Source organism: Cupriavidus sp. FW305-46 (assembly GCF_058787075.1).
Genome location: NZ_JBYSZI010000070.1, coordinates 1 through 17,709, shown reverse-complemented (window position 1 = coordinate 17,709; position 17,709 = coordinate 1). Strand labels below are relative to the sequence as shown.

Here is a 17,709-nt window from a genome sequence, read left to right as displayed (position 1 = left end):
ATGGAAGAACAGAAGCTGCAATCGGACATGGGCTGGAGCACGGCCGATCGCATCACGGTGCGCGGCCTGGATCTGTGCCAGGACGTGCTGGGCAAGATCGCGCTCGGTGACTTTGCCTTTCTCGAAGTCACCGGCAGAAGGCCGAGCGCGGCCGAGTCGACCGTGTTCAACGCCATTCTCGCGGTGCTGGTCGAGCACGGCATGACGCCCTCCGCCATGGTGGCCCGCCTGACCTATCTTGGAGCGCCGGAATCGATGCAGGCCGCCATTGCTGCCGGCCTGTGCGGCATGGGCACGACCTTCGCCGGCACCGCCGAAGGTGCGGCCCGGCTGCTGCAGCAGGTCCGTCCCGTCGGCTCGGCGAGCAGCTATGACGTGGCGGAGACGGCCGCGCGCATCGTGCAGGAGCATCGGCAGCAACGCCTGCCGGTGCCAGGCATCGGCCACCCCGTACACAAGCCGGTCGACCCGCGCGCCGTCGCGCTCTTTGCCATCGCCGAGGAAAACGGTCTGGCCGGGCCCTACGTCGCCCTGATGAAGGCGATCTCGGCTGAAGCCGAGCGCGCCTTCGGCAAGCCAGGCAAATTGCCGGTGAACGCCACCGGGGCGATTGGCGCCATCGCTTCCGAGCTTGGCCTGTCCTGGAAGCTGTGTCGCGGCCTGGCCGTGGTGAGCCGCGCCGTCGGCCTGCTCGGCCATCTGGCCGAGGAAATCGAACACCCGATCGCCAATGCGTTGTGGGTGCGCACCGAGGAAGAGACTTCGTCGCACCTCGTTCCGAAGGAGTCGCAATGAAAGTCCTGCAGAGAATCCGCGTCATCGAGATCGGCCGCTTCATCACCGCGCCGCTTGCCGCCCAGTTGCTGGGCGAGCTCGGGGCCGAGGTGATCAAGATCGAGTCGCCCAAGGTGGTCGACCCGTTCCGCACCTTCGATGGCGGCATGTACGCCGGCCATTTCCAGTCGCACAACCGCAACAAGCGTTCGCTGGTGCTCGACTTCACCACGCCTGAGGGCCGGCAGGTGCTGCAGGAGCTGCTGCTGGACGCGGATGTGCTGCTGCTGAACATGCGCCCCGGCAGCGAAAGCAAGCTGGGCCTGGACGCCGGACACCTGCACCAGCTCAATCCCCGGCTCGTGCATTGCTCGATCACGGGCTTCGGCGCCGACGGGCCCTACGCGCACCGCCCCGCCTTCGACAACGTCGGCCAGGCGCTGTCCGGCTGGATGTCGATGTTCCATCGCGGCACCGATTCACGCGTGCCCGGCCCGCCGCTATCGGACACCATCTCCGGCATCTATGCCTGCATCGGTATCCTTGGCGCGCTGGTCGAGCGCGCCAGCACCGGACGCGGCAGGAAGGTCGAGGTCTCGATGCTGGAGGCGATGATCGCGCTGGCCACGGAACCGCTCGGACAGTTGTCGGCCTATGGCAGCGCGCCGGAATTCTTCAGCCGCGCCTCGAAGTCGCAGTCCTACCTGGTCACGTGCAAATGCGGACGCCGCATCGGGCTGCACTTGTCATCGCCGGACAAGTTCTGGCAGAACCTGCTCGCCGCCATCGAGCGGCCGGATCTGGCGCAGGCGTATCCCGACCGCCAAAGCCGCGTACACGGCTATGACGCCATCGCCGCCGAGCTGAGCGCAGTCTTTGCCAGCGCCGACCGCGACACCTGGATGGCACGCCTGGAACAACACGACGTACCGGCGGCGCCGGAACTGCGGCTCGACGAGCTGGAAAGCGATGCCCAGGTACGCCATCTCGACATCTTCTATCAGCTCGACCATCCCGACTACGGACCGGTCCGCGCCGCCAACCGCGCCATCCGCTACGACGGGGACAACGCCAGCGGCTTCCGCGCCCCGCCGGCGTTCGGTGAGCACTCAATCGAAATCCTGCGCGAGGCTGGCATTGCGGAGGCCCGCATCGAGCAGCTTCTCGCCTCGCATGCGGTGGTCGACCATCACAGGTCCGGGAGCGGCGACGGCCCATGATCGATCTCGACAAAATCGACCTCAGGATCCTGGCCGAGCTGCAGCGCGACGCCAGCCTCACCAATGTGGAACTGGCCGCGCGCGTCAATCTCTCGCCGTCGCCGTGCCTTGCCCGTGTGCGCCTGCTGAAGCAGTCGGGACTGATCAGCAGGCACGTCACGCTGCTGGATCCCCGCAAGCTTGGCCTCAACGTCAACGTGTTCATCCAGATCACGCTGGAAAAGCAGACCCGCGCCGGTCTGGAATCGTTCGAGCGCGAGGTCTCGGCACTGCCACAGGTCATGGAGTGCTATCTGATGAGCGGCGATTCCGATTACCTGATCCGGGTGATGGTTTCCGAGGTGCAGGCACTGGAGCACTTCATCGTCGACAAGCTGACGCGGCTCGATGGCGTGGCCAGCATCCGGTCGAGTTTCGCGCTCAAGCAGGTGAAGTACCAGACCGCGCTGCCATTGCCGGAGCCCATCGCACAAAGGTAGGGACTGCAGCGGCAATCGCCTGCCCCCTCACACATGCACCACAGTGCAGCACATCGTGCCGCCCGAGCCCGGCACCGCGGAATTTTCGCCGGTGCACCCGGTGCATTCGGCCCCGGAACGACACATCATGCTTCGCCCCCATCCGTAGAATGGCCGAAATAAGTGTTTGAAAACACATCCGATGACAAAGCGGCAGGAGACACAATGCGCTACCCGAAGAGTTGCCTCGGCCTGTTAGGAATCAGCGCCGCGATTCTCGCCGGCGTGCCCGCCCAGGCCGCCGCCGATGCATACCCCACCCGCCCCATACGGCTGGTGGTTCCGTTCGTGCCGGGTGGCGTCACCGACGCCACCGCGCGGCTGGTAGCGGACAAATTGGGGCAATCCCTGGGCCAGTCCGTGATCGTCGACAACCGGCCCGGTGCGTCCGGCAATATCGGCGCGGAAGCGGTGGCCAGGTCGAACGCCGACGGCTACACCCTGTTGCTCGGCTTCGACGGCGCGCTCGTGACCGGCACGCACATCACGAAACCGCGCTTCAATGTGCTGACCGACTTTGCACCCATCACCAAGGTCGGTGACGCCACCCTGATCTTCGTGACGAGCCCTTCGGTGCCGGCCAGGGACTTCAAGGACCTGGTCGCCTACGCCGCCACCAGGAAGAGCGCCGGCTTGTCATACGGCAGCTCCGGCACCGGAACCACTTGCCATCTTGCCGGCGAACTCCTCAAGGAGCAGGCCGGCATCAACCTGCAGCACATTGCGTACAAGGGCGGCTCACAGGCGCTGACGGATGTGCTTGGCGGCTCCCTCCCCGTCCTGTGCACCGCCGTCGCCAGCGTGTCCCAGTATGTGAAGAGCGGCCAGGTCCGCGCTATCGCCGTCACTGGTGGCCGCCGTATCGCCTCGCTTCCCGAAGTGCCGACACTGATGGAATCCGGGGTCAGCAACTTCAGCGTCGATTCCTGGGTCGGCATCCTCGCGCCGGCCGGCACCCCAGCCGCAGTGGTCACGCGCTTGCAGCGGGAGATCAGGAAGGTGCTTGAGCAGCCGGAAACCAGGGCCAGGATGCTCGAGCTCGGCATCACCCCGGTCGGCAACACCCCGGATGAATTCGGCAAGCAGATCCGCCTGGACTACGCACGATACGGCGAGGTGGTGAAAAAGGCCGGCATCACGCTCAACTAAGCAGGCGCGGCCAAGAGGGACGGCACTGTACGTCATGCGGCCGCGCGCATTCCTTTGACTTCACACTCTTCTCTCATCATGTTTTCCACCAGCGATCTTTCCGACGAACACCCCGGCACAACCTCTGTCTGCCAGCTGCAGTTCCGCAGCTTCGGCTTGCGCGAGCATTTTTCCGGCCCCTGTGCGACCTTGCGAGTGCAAGAGGATCACCGGCCCGTCTTGCGCCGGCTTTCGGCGCCCGGCGCCGGCCGTGTCCTGGTGGTGGATGTGGGCGGCTCCCTGCGCATCGGCGTCTTTGGCGACCGGCTGGCCGGACTGGCGGCAAGCAATGGCTGGGCCGGACTGGTCATTCATGGCGTGATTCGCGACAGCAAGACCGTCAATGCGATCGACATCGGCGTCAAGGCGCTGGGCACGACCGCCTTGCGCAATGCGGCCGAGCAGCCCGGCGCCGAGGATGACGTCCCGCTGGCCTTCGGCGGCGTCACGTTCACGCCGGGTCAATGGGTGTACTGCGACGCGGATGCCGTGCTAATCAGCCCGGAGGCGATCCGGGCAACGGAGCCGCAAGCCTACTGATCCCTTGGGCTGATGCGGGTGTCGATTCGGTGATCGTAAGCAAGGGAAATTGAATCAACTGGCCTGTGTGATTGACTGGACCAAAAGGAGTAGGGATGGCTGAGAGGCACCCGGCGCAGATTCTGCACGGCGATTTCGGGCGTGCGACGATCAACACGACTGAGCAAGCGATTGTCGAGCACGCACATCGTGAATTCAACGTCATCTTCAAGCTCAGCGGCGCGGATACGACGTTACAGTTGGAATCCACCGCGCTGGAGGTGAACGATAGCTCCGTGGTCTTGCTCAATCCATGGGTGGTGCACGCGAAGCATCCCAGCGATCGCGGCCCGACCACGATTCTGTCGCTCTTCCTGAACCCATCCTGGTTGGCGAACGAGTTCGAGGATGCTGCGCCGCACCTGGACCATCTGTTCCCCAATCCACAAGCACCGCTTGTCGACGAGCTGCGGGCAAAAGTGAACCTGCTTGTGGCCGCGATCTCAACGCGGTCGCTGGAGTCGCCAGGGCTATGCGAGGAGCGCCTGAAGGCGCTCGTGGGTACTGTCGTGCGGCAGTATGGGAAGCTCGATGCGGATGGCAGGACGCTAAGGAACACGCGTCCGACCGATCACCGGATCAGGAAGGCGATAGCCTATATCCACGAACATGCGACGGAGAATCCGAAGGTCAGCGAAATTACCCGATCCGCAGGTATTTCCCGTTCACATTTCTTTGCGCAGTTCAGCCGTTGCGTCGGTGTCTCGCCTCGGCACTACATCGACAGCCTGCGTCTGGGCTTTGCAACGCGCTGGCTTGCCACCACGGACAGGCCGCTGATCGACCTGGCCGACGAACTCGGCTTTGGTACCCATAGCAACTTTACGCGCTTCTTCACCAGGCACATGGCGTTGTCACCGAGCGAGTTCCGCCGACGCGCGACCAACCTTGCTTTCCTGGAACGGCAGTAAGGGCAAGCAAGACAGTGGAGATGGGCGGGAAGAGGCGACGGCGGGCACAAAGAAGAAGTGCCGCCGCTGCCCGTAGCTAAACGCGTCTCTTTCCGCTCATCGGCTTGAAGGCGGCCCGCGTGTTGATCCGCGCGTACCACGCTTCCAAGGCAGGAAAGTCAGCGCAGTTCGGCTCCATGATCTTCCAGATGTTGTAGCTAATGGCCATGGCGATGTCGGCTATGGTGAAAGTATCGCCGGCGATATAGCCGCGCTGCCCAAGCGCGCTATCCAGCAAGCGGAGCAGCGGAATGATTCCCGACCGTGCAGCTTCGATCTCCTCCGGGGAGGGCATCGTGCTTCTCGGCTTGATGACAAGTACGACAAGGGAGCGAATCGCAGGCCACAGATGCGCGCATTGCCAGTCCATCCATTGATCGATGGACGCGCGAACCCGCAAATCGTCGGAGGTCAGTCGCTTGTCAGGGTCCCTGGCGGCCAGATATCGAAGGATCGCGTGGGATTCCCACAAGGCAAAGCCATCGTCCTCTATCGTTGGCACGCGGCCATTCGGATTCCTGGCCAGGTAATCGGGAGAGTCCGTTCCTCCGAACGGTCCCCCGACCTCCTTCAGGACATAGCGGGCCCCGAGCTCCTCGCAGGCCCAGATGACCTTCTGCACGTTGGGTGAGCCCAGGTGCCCCCAGATTGTCAGCATGAATGCTTCCTTATCGGCTGGAGTTCGACCTCAGATCGCTGTCGCTGCGACAACGGATCCACCAATCGATGCGATGGCTTTGGTCAGCATCTCTTCTTCGATCTCGGCTGCGCCACCGCTGGTCCCCATGGCCCCGATCAGCTTCCCATCCATCCAGACCGGCAGTGAACCGATGGCAGGAAGCAACGGTGCCCCATATCCCAACGACGAGATATTGCCCCACACCATGGGATGGTCGACATAACGCTGGCGCAGCGCCCTGCCCGACTGCCCGCCGGTTGCCACGCAAGCGAAAGCCTTTCCGCGCGCGACTTCCATGGTGATAAAGGGGGCACCATCCATCCGCGCGGCAGCAACAAGATGTCCGGCGCTGTCGACAATCACAAAGCTCAGCGCGGTGCCATGTTCTTCCGCGAGCCGCACTGCCGCATCAAGCGCCTGCCTGGCTTGCTTGTAGCTGATCAGGGCGAGGCTATTGGCGTTCGAACTTTCCGTAGACATTGGCATTTCCATTGTTTCGAGGTGACAAATTCTTCTCACTGCTTGATTGCAGCGCGGAAGGTTGAGGTTCGGCTCAGGAGGAAGACCAGAACGGCGGCCAGTAAGCCTGGCAGGGCGATAGCCGAATAGATGCTGGCCGTGGACCACTGGAATCCAAGCAGCAGCCCGACGCAAACCGGACCAAGCACCGCTCCCGTCTTCCCGAAACCCAGGGACCAGCCCACACCCGTGGCACGGACGCGTTCCGGATAGAGGCTTGCCGACAGCGCCAGCAAACAACCGCCCGCCGCGGAGGAAAAGAAACCCGCAAGGCTTGCCGCGACTGCAACCACGGCAAAACTGTGCGCGAAGGTGCCCAGTATCACCAGCGATGCGGCCGCGGCGATCAGCGCCAGCATCAGCGCCCGTTGCGGAGGAACGTATCTGAGCCCGGCGCCAATCAGGAATGTTCCGGCGACACCGCCCGCATTCAGCAATCCAAGCATCAACGCGGCCATGGGTATGGTCCAGCCGGCCCGTTGCAGCAATGACGGGGTCCAGACACCGACGACGACGAGCAACATCCAGATCATCCAGGACGCAAGCCACAACCACAGCGTGGCAACGCCGCGCCCTTCGCCGAACAGCGCCCCGATCGGCGAAACGCGCAATCGGGGGGCGCCATGGTCGCTTGAACCGCGTCGAATCTCCCGAGACTCCGGCAGCAGGAAAACCAGGGCCGGCACGAGCAAAAGCGGCGCCCCACCGCCGAGGAAAAAGATCGCCTGCCACCCAAACTGGGAAAGCGTGACGGAACTCGTAAACGACCCCATCATTCCGCCAATCGGGACAGCTGCCCATAGCATCGTGACCACGCGGGCGCGTAGCGCAGGTGGAGTGAATTCCGATGCCAGGCTGATAAAGAGCGGCGTCACCCCGCCAAGGCCGAGCCCGGCCAGGATGCGAATCGCCACCAGTTCATGGTACGAACCCGCAAGTGCGGTCCCCAGCGAGCTGAAGGCAATAATCAACGTCCCCGCAACCAGCAACCGCTTCCGGCCAAAGTGGTCTCCCAATGCGCTGAAAATCATGGCGCCGATCAGGAACCCGATCTGCGACGCGCTGAAGACCGGACCAAAATCCTTGATATCAATACCGATTGAAGCCGCAATCGCATCGGCGGCGGGCCCGATGGCCTGAGTGTCGAAACCATCCAGAAAGGCCACCAGCCCGCACAGAATGTAGACGTGCCATTGCAGGCGCTGCATGCCGTCCGGCTCAAAAGGCACGACATCGGCTTGCGCAGCCTCCATGTCTTGTCGAAGGGAGACCATGATCACAAGCCCTCAGGACGGAGAGAGCGCGAAATCTGCGCCTGCCGCTCCGCGCTGAATATGCGCTTGGGCAACATGGCTTGAATGACCTTAGGTGACTGGAAGCGATAGTTGCCCTCGGTCTGGTTTGCGTATTGAGTCACCCGGAAACTACCGTCGATACTGCAAAGCGCATAAACATCGTGCCTGGAAAGGCCGGTTGCCGCGCTGATCCACCCGATCGTCTGGCGCAGGGCTGCTGTCAGCGCTTCCTCAAGGGTGGCGCCTGATCCGAGCGCGATCCAATGCGTCGGCGTTTCAGCCACCGGCGCGCTCAGCGCCACTCGCTTGTGCAGCACATATTGAATCCGCAGGTCTTCCATCGCAGACTCAATGCCAGTCTGGTTGACGACACCGTCTCCCTGCGCTGCATTCGAGTCCCCGGTCCACATTTTTGCGCCGGGCACCTGCACCGACACAAACAGCGACGTGCCCTCGACCAGAGCCGGAAGCGAAATGCTGCCCCCATATGCCCCGAGCAACAACGCACTCGTCGGCTTGTCGCCCGCCGGCTGAGCCGCGATCGTGCCTTGAGTCGGCGCCAGCGGTATGCGTACGCCGGGAGAGAATTCAGCAAATCGCCGCTCAGCGTCGAAGCGGAAATAGTGCAAGTACCCCTCCTGGAAATCTCCGGGCAACGCGCCCATGCCCTTGACAGCCGAGTTCCAGCCCCAGTCGATCGGACGCAAACGGATCATCCTGCACTCCACCACATCCCCCGGCACGGCACCTTTGATACTCACTGGCCCGATCATCGATTGAGGGCCCTGGGGATACCGCTTGCGAATCGCGTTGCGCTCGGCCAGGGGCATGCCGAATTTGGCTTCGTTGCCCCAATGCGTCCACGTGTTTGGGTAATGAACCACGTCGCCCGATTCGATCTCCAGCACCGGCTGCGCCGCGGGATCCATCTCGCCAAAGCGCACCGTCTCCGGCGTCGAGGGCAGCGTGTGAACCTTGCCATGCCGGTTCGGGTCAAAAACGCGCGTCCCGTCACGCCCCCCTTCGCTGGCCGGAGCGGCACGAGCCGTCGCGCCCAGGATCATCGAGGCCCCACCGATACCAGCCAGCTTGAGCAAGCCACGCCGGCTGCAATCAGCTCTGCCATCACCTGCGAACCGGCGATGTTCATCGTGAGCCGAGCCAACGGCGTCATCGAAATCATTCGCCCGGCCGGTGATGCTCTTCCCTGCAGTCATTTGCCTACCCCCAGTTCTGGTTTCCCGAATCCTGCCGATGTCGGCGGTCGATGAATACATTAATCGCGGGAGCGCGCCAGCCATTAACCGGTGCGTCGCTTCGCTTTTCAGATCGTCTGAATTTGACGCCTGCCGGCTTCAGCGTCCTGCTGCATCAAGTTGACCGTTACTCGAACCCCGTCTATCCCAGGCGCTGGTTTTCCTGGGCCGAGCGTTCTGTACCGAGCACCACGGCAGCGATCCAGGCCCGCTCCGTCCCGTGGTTCAACCAACGGTGGCGTACCCCGTTCTGAATCACGGTATCTCCCGCGTGCAACACCGTCGCGACACCACTGTCGAGCTCGAGCGTGATTGCTCCACTGAGGACGACGATGAAATCGATCGACGTGGTCGCATGCATGCCTGGCACGTCCGGATCCATCAGTTCCAGCAGGCCTGGAACCTCCCGCTCCATCTCCTCCCTGGCTTTCCCGATGTCGGCCGGGGGCTCGGCAGCCAAGACTTCGCTCATCGGAGGCACGCTGAAGACCGAGAAGTGATATCCGCCCGGCGGGGGAGAGAACTTCGGCGCCTGGGCCAACTCCCCTGCGTTGGGGACTGCAGGTGGCGTTTCCGCCCCGCACAGGGGCACTGTAGTGACGCCGCCCGCAAGCGCCAGCAAGAGCTCAGGCACTTCCACGTCGGAGGCGATCACCGCCTTTCCGTTCAGCAAACCTGTCACCACGCGCCGAATCTTCTTCATCGATCCATCTCCCGGATGTGATGTTTCTGCAAGTGAATGAATTGCATAGCGGGTCTGTCCCCTGGGAAGGGACTCGTTCTTGGTCGGCACAGGGGCGCACCCGACATCTCGCAATTCAGGCCATGAGAGGCCACGGCAGTCTAGGGCGCGCCTGGCCGCGTTTACCCCTTGTTCAGGAAATTTTCGGACTGGAGGGAAAACCTGCGGGCTATCCGGTCATGTCGATCGGCCGATGGCCGCTTAGGCTGGGACCCCATACGAGGTGTGCAGGAACAGCGAGGAGACAAGAGTGAATCCGCCTATCTCATTTCGATTTCAACCCTGAAGAACCAGACCCGAACATGAAGATCATTGCTTATGCGGAAGGCAGCGCCACCGCGCTTGGTGTCGTCACCAGCCCGACGCATTTCGTCGCCATTGCCGATATCGCACCGGAACTGCCCGCAAGCCTTATCGCGATCCTGGAACTGGAGCACGGACTTGCGCGCCTGCGCGAGGCGGCGCAAGGCGCACAGGGAGATCGCGCGCTGGCGTCGGTCAGGCTCAAACCGTTCCTCGACCGCCCGAATGCCATGTGGGCGCTTGCCCTGAACTTCAAGAGCCATGTTGCGGAGACGGGTCTTCAGACCAACGCCGACTACCCTCATCTCTTCCTGCGGATGCCAGCGTCCTACGTCGGCTCGGGCGAAGCGCTCGTCGCCCCGCCCGAATCCATCGCGCGTGCGTTCGACTACGAGGGTGAGCTGGCCGTGATCATCGGCAAGCCCGGACGCTACATCCCCGTGCAACGCGCGATGGAGCACGTGGCGGGATACACCTGCCTCAACGAAGGCTCTGTCCGCGAGTATCAGGTGCACAACCGTCAGTTCGGCCTCGGCAAGAACTTCGGAGCATCGGGATCGTACGGGCCGTGGCTGATGACCAGCGACGAGTTCGGCGATCCGGCAAAACACACGGTGCTGACCCGGATCAATGGTGTCGTGCGCCAACGCGCGCCGCTCGACGACATGCTGATTGACGTCGCCAGGGTGATCAGCTACCTGAGCCAGGGCTACAACCTGCGGCCTGGCGACCTGATTGCGATGGGTACGCCCGGCGCACTCAAACCGCAGCCGGACGACGTCGAAGGCCGGGATATGTCCCGTCAATACGGCCTGTTCAAGGTGCCCGGCCTTGTACACATGCGGCCGGGCGACCAGGTCGAGGTGGAGATCGACGGACTGGGGATCCTGCGCAACCCGGTAGTTCGTGACGAGTCCTTTCACGGTGGTACGCAGTAGCAGCGAGAAACAGGCACTAACGAGCGATACCCGGGTCCGCAAACGGCCACCTGATTCCCCACGATGCATGGAACCCGTTGCCCGAAGCGAACTCGGCGCTTCGGGGTCTGTGTGCGCTTCGCATTTATAACAAGAGAGAGAGAGGAGAAGATGTTGAAAGCAAGTCGTTGCATCAAGAGCCAGTTGACCATTGCATTGCTAGCCTGCCTGGGTGCCTCCGCCACAGCACATGCCAATGGCGGCGTCCGGCTCTACGGACTGATCGATAACTATGTCGGCAGCGTCAAGCCTAGCGGCGCGGCTGCAAGCACATGGCAGCTCGATAACGGCGGCGGGACCACCCCCTTCTGGGGCATGGGCGGAGAAGAGGATCTTGGCGGCGGCCTGAGCACCGTGTTTGCCATTGAGAGCTTCTTCCGCTCCGACACAGGCGAGGCCGGTCGAAACCCGACCGACTCCCTCTTTGCACGCAATGCCTATGTCGGCCTTTCTTCAAACAAGTTCGGTGAACTCAGGCTCGGCAGAAATTCCACGCCCATGCTCTATCTGACGGGGCAATTCAATCCCTTCGCCGGCTCAACGCGCTTCTCACCGCTCAATGTCCAGAACTGGATCCCCTCTTTCGGGCGGCTGATTCATGGAGATACCGGCTGGAGCAACTCGGCGCGCTACATCTCGCCAACCATGGCCGGCTTCAGCGTCCAGGTCATGTACGGGCTGGGCGAGGCGGCCAACAACAATGGCACCAACAATCTGGGCGGATTCATCCGATACCAGCGCGGCGCACTCGATGTGGCCGTTGGCGGCAATCACACCAAAGTGGGACCAGCCATCACGGCGCTCGAACCCAGCCAGAAACTACTGTTCGCCGGAGCTTCCTACGACTTCAAGGTGCTCAAGCTGTTCGGCACCTTCAACATGACCAAGAACGGTCGGTCCGAGCTGCGCACATATACCTATCAGGCCGGTATCTCGGCCCCGCTCGGACCCGGCCAGATCAACGCCAGCTACGTGTGGACGAAGAACGATCGCAGAACCCTGGATGACTTCAACCGAGCCACCGCGGGCATTGGCTATACCTACAACTTCTCCAAGCGCACCGACGTCTATGCCAACTATCTCTACGACAAACTGACTACCGCCGCCACCGGGAACACTTTTGGCGTCGGATTGCGCCACAAGTTCTGACCGCACGGCGGCGCAGCCTGCCGGCCGGGAAGCCTGCCGATCGTCGGCGCGGGCTTCCTGGCACCGGCGAGGTGCCCGCTGTTCTGAGATCAGCCCCCCAACCAACCTATAAGCGCGCGAACGCGCGGCGGGCACCGTCGAGAGGTTCCGAGCGCCGCCATTTTCAGGAGACCTCATGCCTATTCAGCGCTTTTCACACGTGGCCTATCGCTGTGCCGATGCCAGCAAGACGGTCGACTTCTATACGCAACTACTCGGCCTCGACTTCGCCTTCGCCGTTGCGGAAAACTACGTTCCGTCGACCGGCAGGTTCGACCCGCACATACATGTGTTCCTGCGCGTCAGCCCCGGATCCTATCTGGCCTTCTTCGAGCTGTCCGAGGCTGCGGAGATGGGGTTCGATCCGAATACTCCGGACTGGGTCCAGCACATTGCGTTGCAGGTACCCAGCGTCGAAGAAGTCAGCAGCTTCAAGGAAGCGCTGGAGAGCGCAGGCATCGCCGTGATCGGGATTACCGATCACGGTATTTTCAAATCGATCTATTTCCGCGATCCGAGCGGACATCGCGTTGAAATCACCTGCGATTCACTGAGTGAGGAGATGTCCGAGCAACTACGCAGCAGATCGAAGGCGCTGCTTGATGAGTGGAGCCAGACACGCCGCGCGCCCGACATCGGCATCCATCGTTCGGGAGATCTCGCAGTTCCTGACGTGCCCAAGCCAAGCATTTAATCAAGGAAGCAGAGCATGAACGTCCTTTTTGAACACGTCGCGATCGATGTGCGACCTGGAGTCGTGATGGAAAGCCAGTCTGGCCTCCAGAACCTGCGGCCCAGAATCTACGGCGTACTGGGGCGCCCGGCCACCGGAAATCCCAAGACCGCGGCCCTGATCATGCATCCGACGTCCAACTACATGGGGCACTATTTCGTTGGGCCGCTGGCCGCGATGAATGTGCCATGCCTGGCACTCAACTCCCGCTACGCGGGCAACGATGCCCTGTTGCAGATGGAGCGCGTCATCCTTGACCTCGGTGCCGGTATTCGGTATTTGCGCGATCGGGGCTACCAGAAGGTTATCCTGATCGGCAGTTCCGGTGGCGGCGCTCTCGCAGCGTTCTATCAAGCGGAATCGGAAAACCTGACCGTGCATGAGTTCATCGAAGGTGGCCCGACCGGGGTCACCAGGAATGACCTGCCTCCGGCTGACGGCATTGTCCTTAGCGCCGCGCACCCGGGGCGCGCAGAAATTTTCGCCGAATGGGTCGACCCCGCGGTAACGAACGAGAACGACCTGTTTGCAACCAACCTGGAACTGGACATCTACGACGGTCCGATCCAGCCGCCCTTTACACCGCAGTTCATCGCCACGTTCCGCGCAGCACAGCTTGCGCGCCGCGCGCGGATCGAAAGCTGGGTAGAGGACGAGATCGCGGCACTCACGAGGCGACCGAACGGGCCGGCAGATCGCATCTTCGTCATTCACCGAACCCATTCCGATCCGCGCATGATCGACCTGGGCCTGGATAGCAACGATCGCAAATGGGGCAGCGTGTGGGGCGATCCACGCACCGTGAACTTTGCTGCCAACGCATTCGGCAGGGTGACGAGTCTGCGGGCGTTCATGTCACAGTTCTCATCGAAATCCCGTGCCCTGGGCCCGGCCAACCTCAAGCAGACCAGCGTGCCGGTGCTGCTGCTCGTGCACACCGCCGATGCCTCCACTTTCCCGAGCACGCGAGATGCATGGCAGGCTTCAGCCGAGGGACGTATCTCGACGGTGAACCTGGCGCGTGGCAACCATTATCTGGTCGGGCAGACTGAACTGGTCGAATACGGTGCAAATTCGATTGTCGACTGGATCGGCAGGAACGTTCACTGAGTCCCCGCCTGCGCGGGGAAGAGGTCGGCTCTGAGCTGTGCCCGAGCCGCCTCCCCTCTCAACGCGAGGCTTCGGCCAATGCGCTTTCGCCCAGCAGCATCTCACCAATGCCGCGCCCGCCGGGGATCATCGGCCAGACGTTCTCGCTGCCGTCGACGTGGATGTCGACGAAGACGGTGCGCGTCTTCTGCGCCAACGCCTCGCGCAGGGCCGGCTCCACCTCGGCCTCGGTCGTCACTGACAGGCCGACGTGGCCATAGGCCCGTGCCAGCGCCGGGAAGTCGGGCAGCGCTTCCATGTATGACTGCGAGTAGCGCCGCTCATATTCGACGTGCTGCAGCTGGCGCACCATGCCCAGGTAGCCATTGTTCAGCGAGACGATCTTGACCGGCAGATCGTACTGTTTGCACGTAGACAACTCCTGGATGCACATCTGGATCGAGCCGTCACCGGTGATGGCGATGACGTCGCGCTCCGGGAACGCATGCTTGACACCCATCGCATAGGGCAGGCCCACGCCCATCGTGCCCAGCCCGCCCGAATTGATCCAGCGGCGCGGCTGCGTGAAGCGGTAGTGCTGGGCGGCCCACATCTGATGCTGGCCGACGTCGGAGCAGATGATGGCGTCGGCGCCCGCCAGCCGGCTCAGGGTCTCGATCACGTACTGCGGCTTGATGCGCAGGCCGTCGCGCGCATAGGCCAGGCACTGGCGTGCCCGCCAGCCGTCGATGCGCTGCCACCAGTCGGCATGGTCGGCCAGCGGCGTTCGCGCTTCGCGCAGCATGGCGACCAGCTTGTCCAGCACCCGGCGCGCATCGCCGACGATCGGCACGGTCGGGCGCACGCGCTTGCCGATGCTCGCGGGGTCGATGTCGATATGAATGATCTGCCGCGGCGTCGCGCAGAAGTCGGCGACATCACCGATCACCCGGTCGTCGAAGCGCGCGCCGACGGCGAGCAGCACGTCGCATTCCTGCATGGCCCGGTTGGCCTCATAGGTGCCGTGCATGCCCGGCATGCCGAGGTAGCGCGAATCGGCGGCGGGGAAAGCGCCGAGTGCCATGAGGGTGGTGGTGACAGGCACATCGGCGAGCGCTGCCAGTTCCCGCAGCGCCGCGGTGGCGCCTGCCGTCACCGCCCCGCCGCCCACGTACAGGTAGGGCCGCCGTGCTTCGCGCAGCAACTGGGCAGCGTGCCGGATCTGGCCATCATGGCCTTCCACCGCGGGCCGGTAGGAGCGGATTTCGACCTTGTCCGGGTAGTGGAATGGCGCGCTGGCGAGCGCGACGTCCTTCGGGATATCGACCAGCACCGGCCCCGGACGCCCCGTGCGGGCGAGATGGAAGGCCTTCTTCAAGGTGACTGCCAGGCTGCCGACATCGGCCACGAGGAAGTTGTGCTTGACGATGGGCCGGGTGATGCCGACCGCGTCACATTCCTGGAAGGCGTCTTCGCCGATCATTGACGTCGGCACGTTCCCCGACAGCACCACCAATGGGATCGAATCGAAATACGCGGTGGCGATGCCAGTGACCGCATTGGTCACGCCCGGGCCGGACGTCACCAGTGCCACGCCCACCTCACCGGTGGCGCGGGCATAGCCGTCGGCGGCGTGCACGGCTGCCTGCTCGTGGCGCACCAGCAGGTGCTGCAGTGCGGACTGGCCGGCGATGGCGTCGTAGATCGGCAGCACTGCCCCACCCGGATAGCCCCATACTGTGCGCACGCCCTCCGCGAGCAGCGCTTCGACGATCATCTCTGCGCCGCGCAGGACTCGCGGGGCGTTTGCATTGGGCGTGGCGGGGGTATTGCGGAACTCCGGGGTCGGCATGTTCATGAATTGACTCTCTTCTCGATACTGTCCGCCGATGGCGCAGACGTGAAGGAAGAATTCTAGGAACAGACCGGCCGCATGGGCTGCCGAACTTGGCCTCCGGCACTGGCGCCCGCAGTGGATCGTGCCGCAGCTGGTGTCGGCACTGCGCGAATCTTCCGCCGACAGGGCAAATGCAACAAACTACTTGTCGTCTACCGCGCCATGCCCGAACCGTCCAGGCCGCAACCGCCGTGCCCGGAGCATTCTAGTCAGCTGATTCCCTGAGCATGGCCGGCGCCTGCCATCTCAGTGAATCAGCGACCGACTGCGATTGGCTACCCGACCATCGCTTCCTCAATTCCCTCCGCGACTGCTTCTACCCTGTCAGCCAGCAATCCAAGGGAGGCCCGGCAGAGCCCTCGCAAGGCATCCAACGTAGCCGGCTGCAGGGCTACGCTCCCCTCTTCTGCGTCGCATTCGCTGTGCGTAACCAACGTCAGTACACAGGCCGTGCCTCGCGCAACCGCATCGGCTTGATCCAACAGATTCAATAGCAAGAGTTGCCGAGGAACAGGTAGCGCGTCCTCACGCGCTGCACGGCGGGTTTCGGGGCTGAACCGCGAAAGGGAATCATCGAGTCGGGGTGGGGTGAAGGTGTCGGGTTCGATGTTGGACTGGTACATTGCTGACCTCTGTAACGTAGAAGTGGAGGCCCGCCGCTCATTCTCACTTGAGGTGGCGGGCCCGACGACGGGGGTGAGAAAACCGGACGTTACCCGGTCCAGCCGAAGCTGGCCCCGCCCGGCCCGCCGTAAAGTGAAGGCGCACAAAAGCGCAACGGACTCGAAAATTGCCGCTTACGCGAGCGTCCGCTGTAACGTGAACCGGGTTCTCACACCCGACTCCTGTTGATCAGGAGTCCAGCCAGTCTAGAGAACCCTGCCGTTCACAATCAAGGAGCAGATTGTGAAGGATCGATACGCTAAGTCAAGCGTAACAGTTGACTCCACAGAGCGGTGAGCTCCACGCCTTGGCGAAGGCACGCATCACGGTTTACAGGCAATGCCTTGATGGCATTCACAAGGTACTTCGGCGGATTTGTGGTGCTGGTGAGATGTTGTCTCAGTTTGAACCGCCTGGTTCCGCCCTCCTGGGCGGGTCACTTTTTGTCCGAGCGACAAAAAGTAACCAAAAAACGCGTCGCCTGTGCGGCTGGCAATAAATTCCGCGGCGTTGGTCATATGGGCGGCGGTGGTTGCCGTTTTGCGGGGTTGCCCGTTCGACCCAGCTACGCTCCCTGTCTGGTGCCTACGTCGACGGACTATTGGACGAACCCGACTTTAGGCTATTGGCAGCCTGCTAATCAGGTCATCGGTAGGACGCCTTCGGCTGCGCTGCGCGCACTCAGTATCGTAGATCGGGTGCTCTGGCACGGAGTGCGTCGCTGCGCTCGCACGGCGCTGTCGTGATGCTGGGCCCAAGGCGCAAATCAGGAGGTGGCCGTCCCTCTGCCACCGTCAGCGCATTTTGAGCCGGCGTAGCAGCCGTAGGCGTCCCCGCGATATGGTCGGCAGCAGGCGGCCTACGCCCTGCATGGGGATCGTTCAATAGTGGGTTAACGCAGACGCTGTCACTAACTCACATGGCGTTAGCAGGGTCGAACGGGCAACCACGCCCAAACGGAAAGCACCACCGCTCGAACTACAAACGCCGTGAAATTGGTTGCCAGCCGCATAGGCGACGCGTTTTTTGGTTACTTTTTGTCGCTCGGACAAAAAGTGACCCGCCCAAGAGGGCGGAACCAGGCGGTTCAAACTGAGACAACATCTCACCAGCCCCCCAAGCCCCTCCCCCCTCAATCC

16 protein-coding genes are annotated in these 17,709 nt (G+C 62.8%); 10 read left to right on the top strand and 6 right to left on the bottom strand.

The window, feature by feature from the left end; genetic code table 11:
- The 6 genes from AC3WON_RS26635 to AC3WON_RS26610 all read left to right on the top strand — a co-directional run bounded on the left by AC3WON_RS26635 (position 1) and on the right by AC3WON_RS26610 (position 5,190).
- A complete protein-coding gene (locus AC3WON_RS26635; protein ID WP_492321134.1) occupies positions 1-795 on the top strand; it encodes a citryl-CoA lyase in 795 nt (264 codons plus the stop codon).
- On the top strand, positions 792-1,994 hold the full coding sequence (locus AC3WON_RS26630) for a CaiB/BaiF CoA transferase family protein (protein WP_492353080.1): 1,203 nt from the start codon (positions 792-794) through the stop codon (positions 1,992-1,994). Before AC3WON_RS26635 ends, AC3WON_RS26630 begins: the two co-directional genes overlap by 4 nt.
- A complete protein-coding gene (locus AC3WON_RS26625; protein ID WP_492321132.1) occupies positions 1,991-2,473 on the top strand; it encodes an Lrp/AsnC family transcriptional regulator in 483 nt (160 codons plus the stop codon). The genes AC3WON_RS26630 and AC3WON_RS26625 overlap by 4 nt, the downstream gene beginning before the upstream one ends.
- A gap of 204 nt (positions 2,474-2,677) precedes the next feature.
- Positions 2,678-3,661 carry a Bug family tripartite tricarboxylate transporter substrate binding protein gene (locus AC3WON_RS26620; RefSeq protein ID WP_492353079.1) on the top strand — a complete coding sequence of 328 codons (984 nt, stop codon included), beginning with the start codon at positions 2,678-2,680 and terminating at the stop codon, positions 3,659-3,661.
- Between the two features lie 78 nt (positions 3,662-3,739).
- Positions 3,740-4,240, top strand: a complete 501-nt coding sequence (rraA, locus tag AC3WON_RS26615) for a ribonuclease E activity regulator RraA (protein WP_492321130.1) — start codon at positions 3,740-3,742, stop codon at positions 4,238-4,240.
- Between the two features lie 95 nt (positions 4,241-4,335).
- Positions 4,336-5,190: a helix-turn-helix domain-containing protein gene (locus tag AC3WON_RS26610; protein ID WP_492321129.1), complete on the top strand. Its 855-nt coding sequence runs from the start codon at positions 4,336-4,338 to the stop codon at positions 5,188-5,190.
- 76 nt (positions 5,191-5,266) lie between these two features.
- On the opposite strand, the gene AC3WON_RS26605 is transcribed toward AC3WON_RS26610, so the two are convergent.
- The 5 genes from AC3WON_RS26605 to AC3WON_RS26585 form a co-directional block, all read right to left on the bottom strand.
- Positions 5,267-5,887 (bottom strand): glutathione S-transferase family protein, encoded by a 621-nt coding sequence (locus AC3WON_RS26605; protein ID WP_492353078.1) that lies wholly within the window; start codon positions 5,885-5,887, stop codon positions 5,267-5,269.
- A 30-nt stretch (positions 5,888-5,917) separates the two neighbouring features.
- Positions 5,918-6,388: a GlcG/HbpS family heme-binding protein gene (locus AC3WON_RS26600; RefSeq protein ID WP_492321127.1), complete on the bottom strand. Its 471-nt coding sequence runs from the start codon at positions 6,386-6,388 to the stop codon at positions 5,918-5,920.
- A gap of 35 nt (positions 6,389-6,423) precedes the next feature.
- Positions 6,424-7,680, bottom strand: a complete 1,257-nt coding sequence (locus AC3WON_RS26595) for an MFS transporter (protein ID WP_492353077.1) — start codon at positions 7,678-7,680, stop codon at positions 6,424-6,426.
- A gap of 23 nt (positions 7,681-7,703) precedes the next feature.
- Positions 7,704-8,939 (bottom strand): acetamidase/formamidase family protein, encoded by a 1,236-nt coding sequence (locus AC3WON_RS26590; RefSeq protein ID WP_492321126.1) that lies wholly within the window; start codon positions 8,937-8,939, stop codon positions 7,704-7,706.
- 181 nt (positions 8,940-9,120) lie between these two features.
- Entirely contained in the window at positions 9,121-9,681 is a 561-nt protein-coding gene (locus tag AC3WON_RS26585; protein ID WP_492321125.1) for a cupin domain-containing protein, read from the bottom strand.
- Between the two features lie 341 nt (positions 9,682-10,022).
- On the opposite strand from AC3WON_RS26585, the gene AC3WON_RS26580 reads away from it, so the two are divergent.
- The 4 genes from AC3WON_RS26580 (at position 10,023) to AC3WON_RS26565 (ending at position 14,031) form a co-directional block, all read left to right on the top strand.
- Positions 10,023-10,961, top strand: a complete 939-nt coding sequence (locus tag AC3WON_RS26580) for a fumarylacetoacetate hydrolase family protein (protein ID WP_492353076.1) — start codon at positions 10,023-10,025, stop codon at positions 10,959-10,961.
- A gap of 150 nt (positions 10,962-11,111) precedes the next feature.
- Positions 11,112-12,149, top strand: a complete 1,038-nt coding sequence (locus AC3WON_RS26575) for a porin (RefSeq protein ID WP_492321123.1) — start codon at positions 11,112-11,114, stop codon at positions 12,147-12,149.
- A 175-nt stretch (positions 12,150-12,324) separates the two neighbouring features.
- Positions 12,325-12,882: a VOC family protein gene (locus AC3WON_RS26570; RefSeq protein WP_492353075.1), complete on the top strand. Its 558-nt coding sequence runs from the start codon at positions 12,325-12,327 to the stop codon at positions 12,880-12,882.
- Positions 12,883-12,897: 15 nt separating this feature from the next.
- Positions 12,898-14,031, top strand: coding sequence for an alpha/beta hydrolase family protein (locus AC3WON_RS26565; protein ID WP_492321121.1), 1,134 nt, complete (start codon positions 12,898-12,900; stop codon positions 14,029-14,031).
- A 58-nt stretch (positions 14,032-14,089) separates the two neighbouring features.
- Here AC3WON_RS26565 and ilvB read toward each other — a convergent pair whose 3' ends face one another.
- Entirely contained in the window at positions 14,090-15,868 is a 1,779-nt protein-coding gene (gene ilvB / locus AC3WON_RS26560) for a biosynthetic-type acetolactate synthase large subunit (protein WP_492353074.1), read from the bottom strand.
- Positions 15,869-17,709: the final 1,841 nt, after the last annotated feature.

Coding starts and splice junctions, on each gene's coding strand:
- AC3WON_RS26635 (WP_492321134.1), top strand. CDS start 1: ATGGAAGAACAGAAGCTGCAATCGGACATGGGCTGGAGCACGGCCGAT.
- AC3WON_RS26630 (WP_492353080.1), top strand. CDS start 792: ATGAAAGTCCTGCAGAGAATCCGCGTCATCGAGATCGGCCGCTTCATC.
- AC3WON_RS26625 (WP_492321132.1), top strand. CDS start 1,991: ATGATCGATCTCGACAAAATCGACCTCAGGATCCTGGCCGAGCTGCAG.
- AC3WON_RS26620 (WP_492353079.1), top strand. CDS start 2,678: ATGCGCTACCCGAAGAGTTGCCTCGGCCTGTTAGGAATCAGCGCCGCG.
- rraA (WP_492321130.1), top strand. CDS start 3,740: ATGTTTTCCACCAGCGATCTTTCCGACGAACACCCCGGCACAACCTCT.
- AC3WON_RS26610 (WP_492321129.1), top strand. CDS start 4,336: ATGGCTGAGAGGCACCCGGCGCAGATTCTGCACGGCGATTTCGGGCGT.
- AC3WON_RS26605 (WP_492353078.1), bottom strand. CDS start 5,887: ATGCTGACAATCTGGGGGCACCTGGGCTCACCCAACGTGCAGAAGGTC.
- AC3WON_RS26600 (WP_492321127.1), bottom strand. CDS start 6,388: ATGTCTACGGAAAGTTCGAACGCCAATAGCCTCGCCCTGATCAGCTAC.
- AC3WON_RS26595 (WP_492353077.1), bottom strand. CDS start 7,680: ATGGAGGCTGCGCAAGCCGATGTCGTGCCTTTTGAGCCGGACGGCATG.
- AC3WON_RS26590 (WP_492321126.1), bottom strand. CDS start 8,939: ATGACTGCAGGGAAGAGCATCACCGGCCGGGCGAATGATTTCGATGAC.
- AC3WON_RS26585 (WP_492321125.1), bottom strand. CDS start 9,681: ATGAAGAAGATTCGGCGCGTGGTGACAGGTTTGCTGAACGGAAAGGCG.
- AC3WON_RS26580 (WP_492353076.1), top strand. CDS start 10,023: ATGAAGATCATTGCTTATGCGGAAGGCAGCGCCACCGCGCTTGGTGTC.
- AC3WON_RS26575 (WP_492321123.1), top strand. CDS start 11,112: ATGTTGAAAGCAAGTCGTTGCATCAAGAGCCAGTTGACCATTGCATTG.
- AC3WON_RS26570 (WP_492353075.1), top strand. CDS start 12,325: ATGCCTATTCAGCGCTTTTCACACGTGGCCTATCGCTGTGCCGATGCC.
- AC3WON_RS26565 (WP_492321121.1), top strand. CDS start 12,898: ATGAACGTCCTTTTTGAACACGTCGCGATCGATGTGCGACCTGGAGTC.
- ilvB (WP_492353074.1), bottom strand. CDS start 15,868: ATGAACATGCCGACCCCGGAGTTCCGCAATACCCCCGCCACGCCCAAT.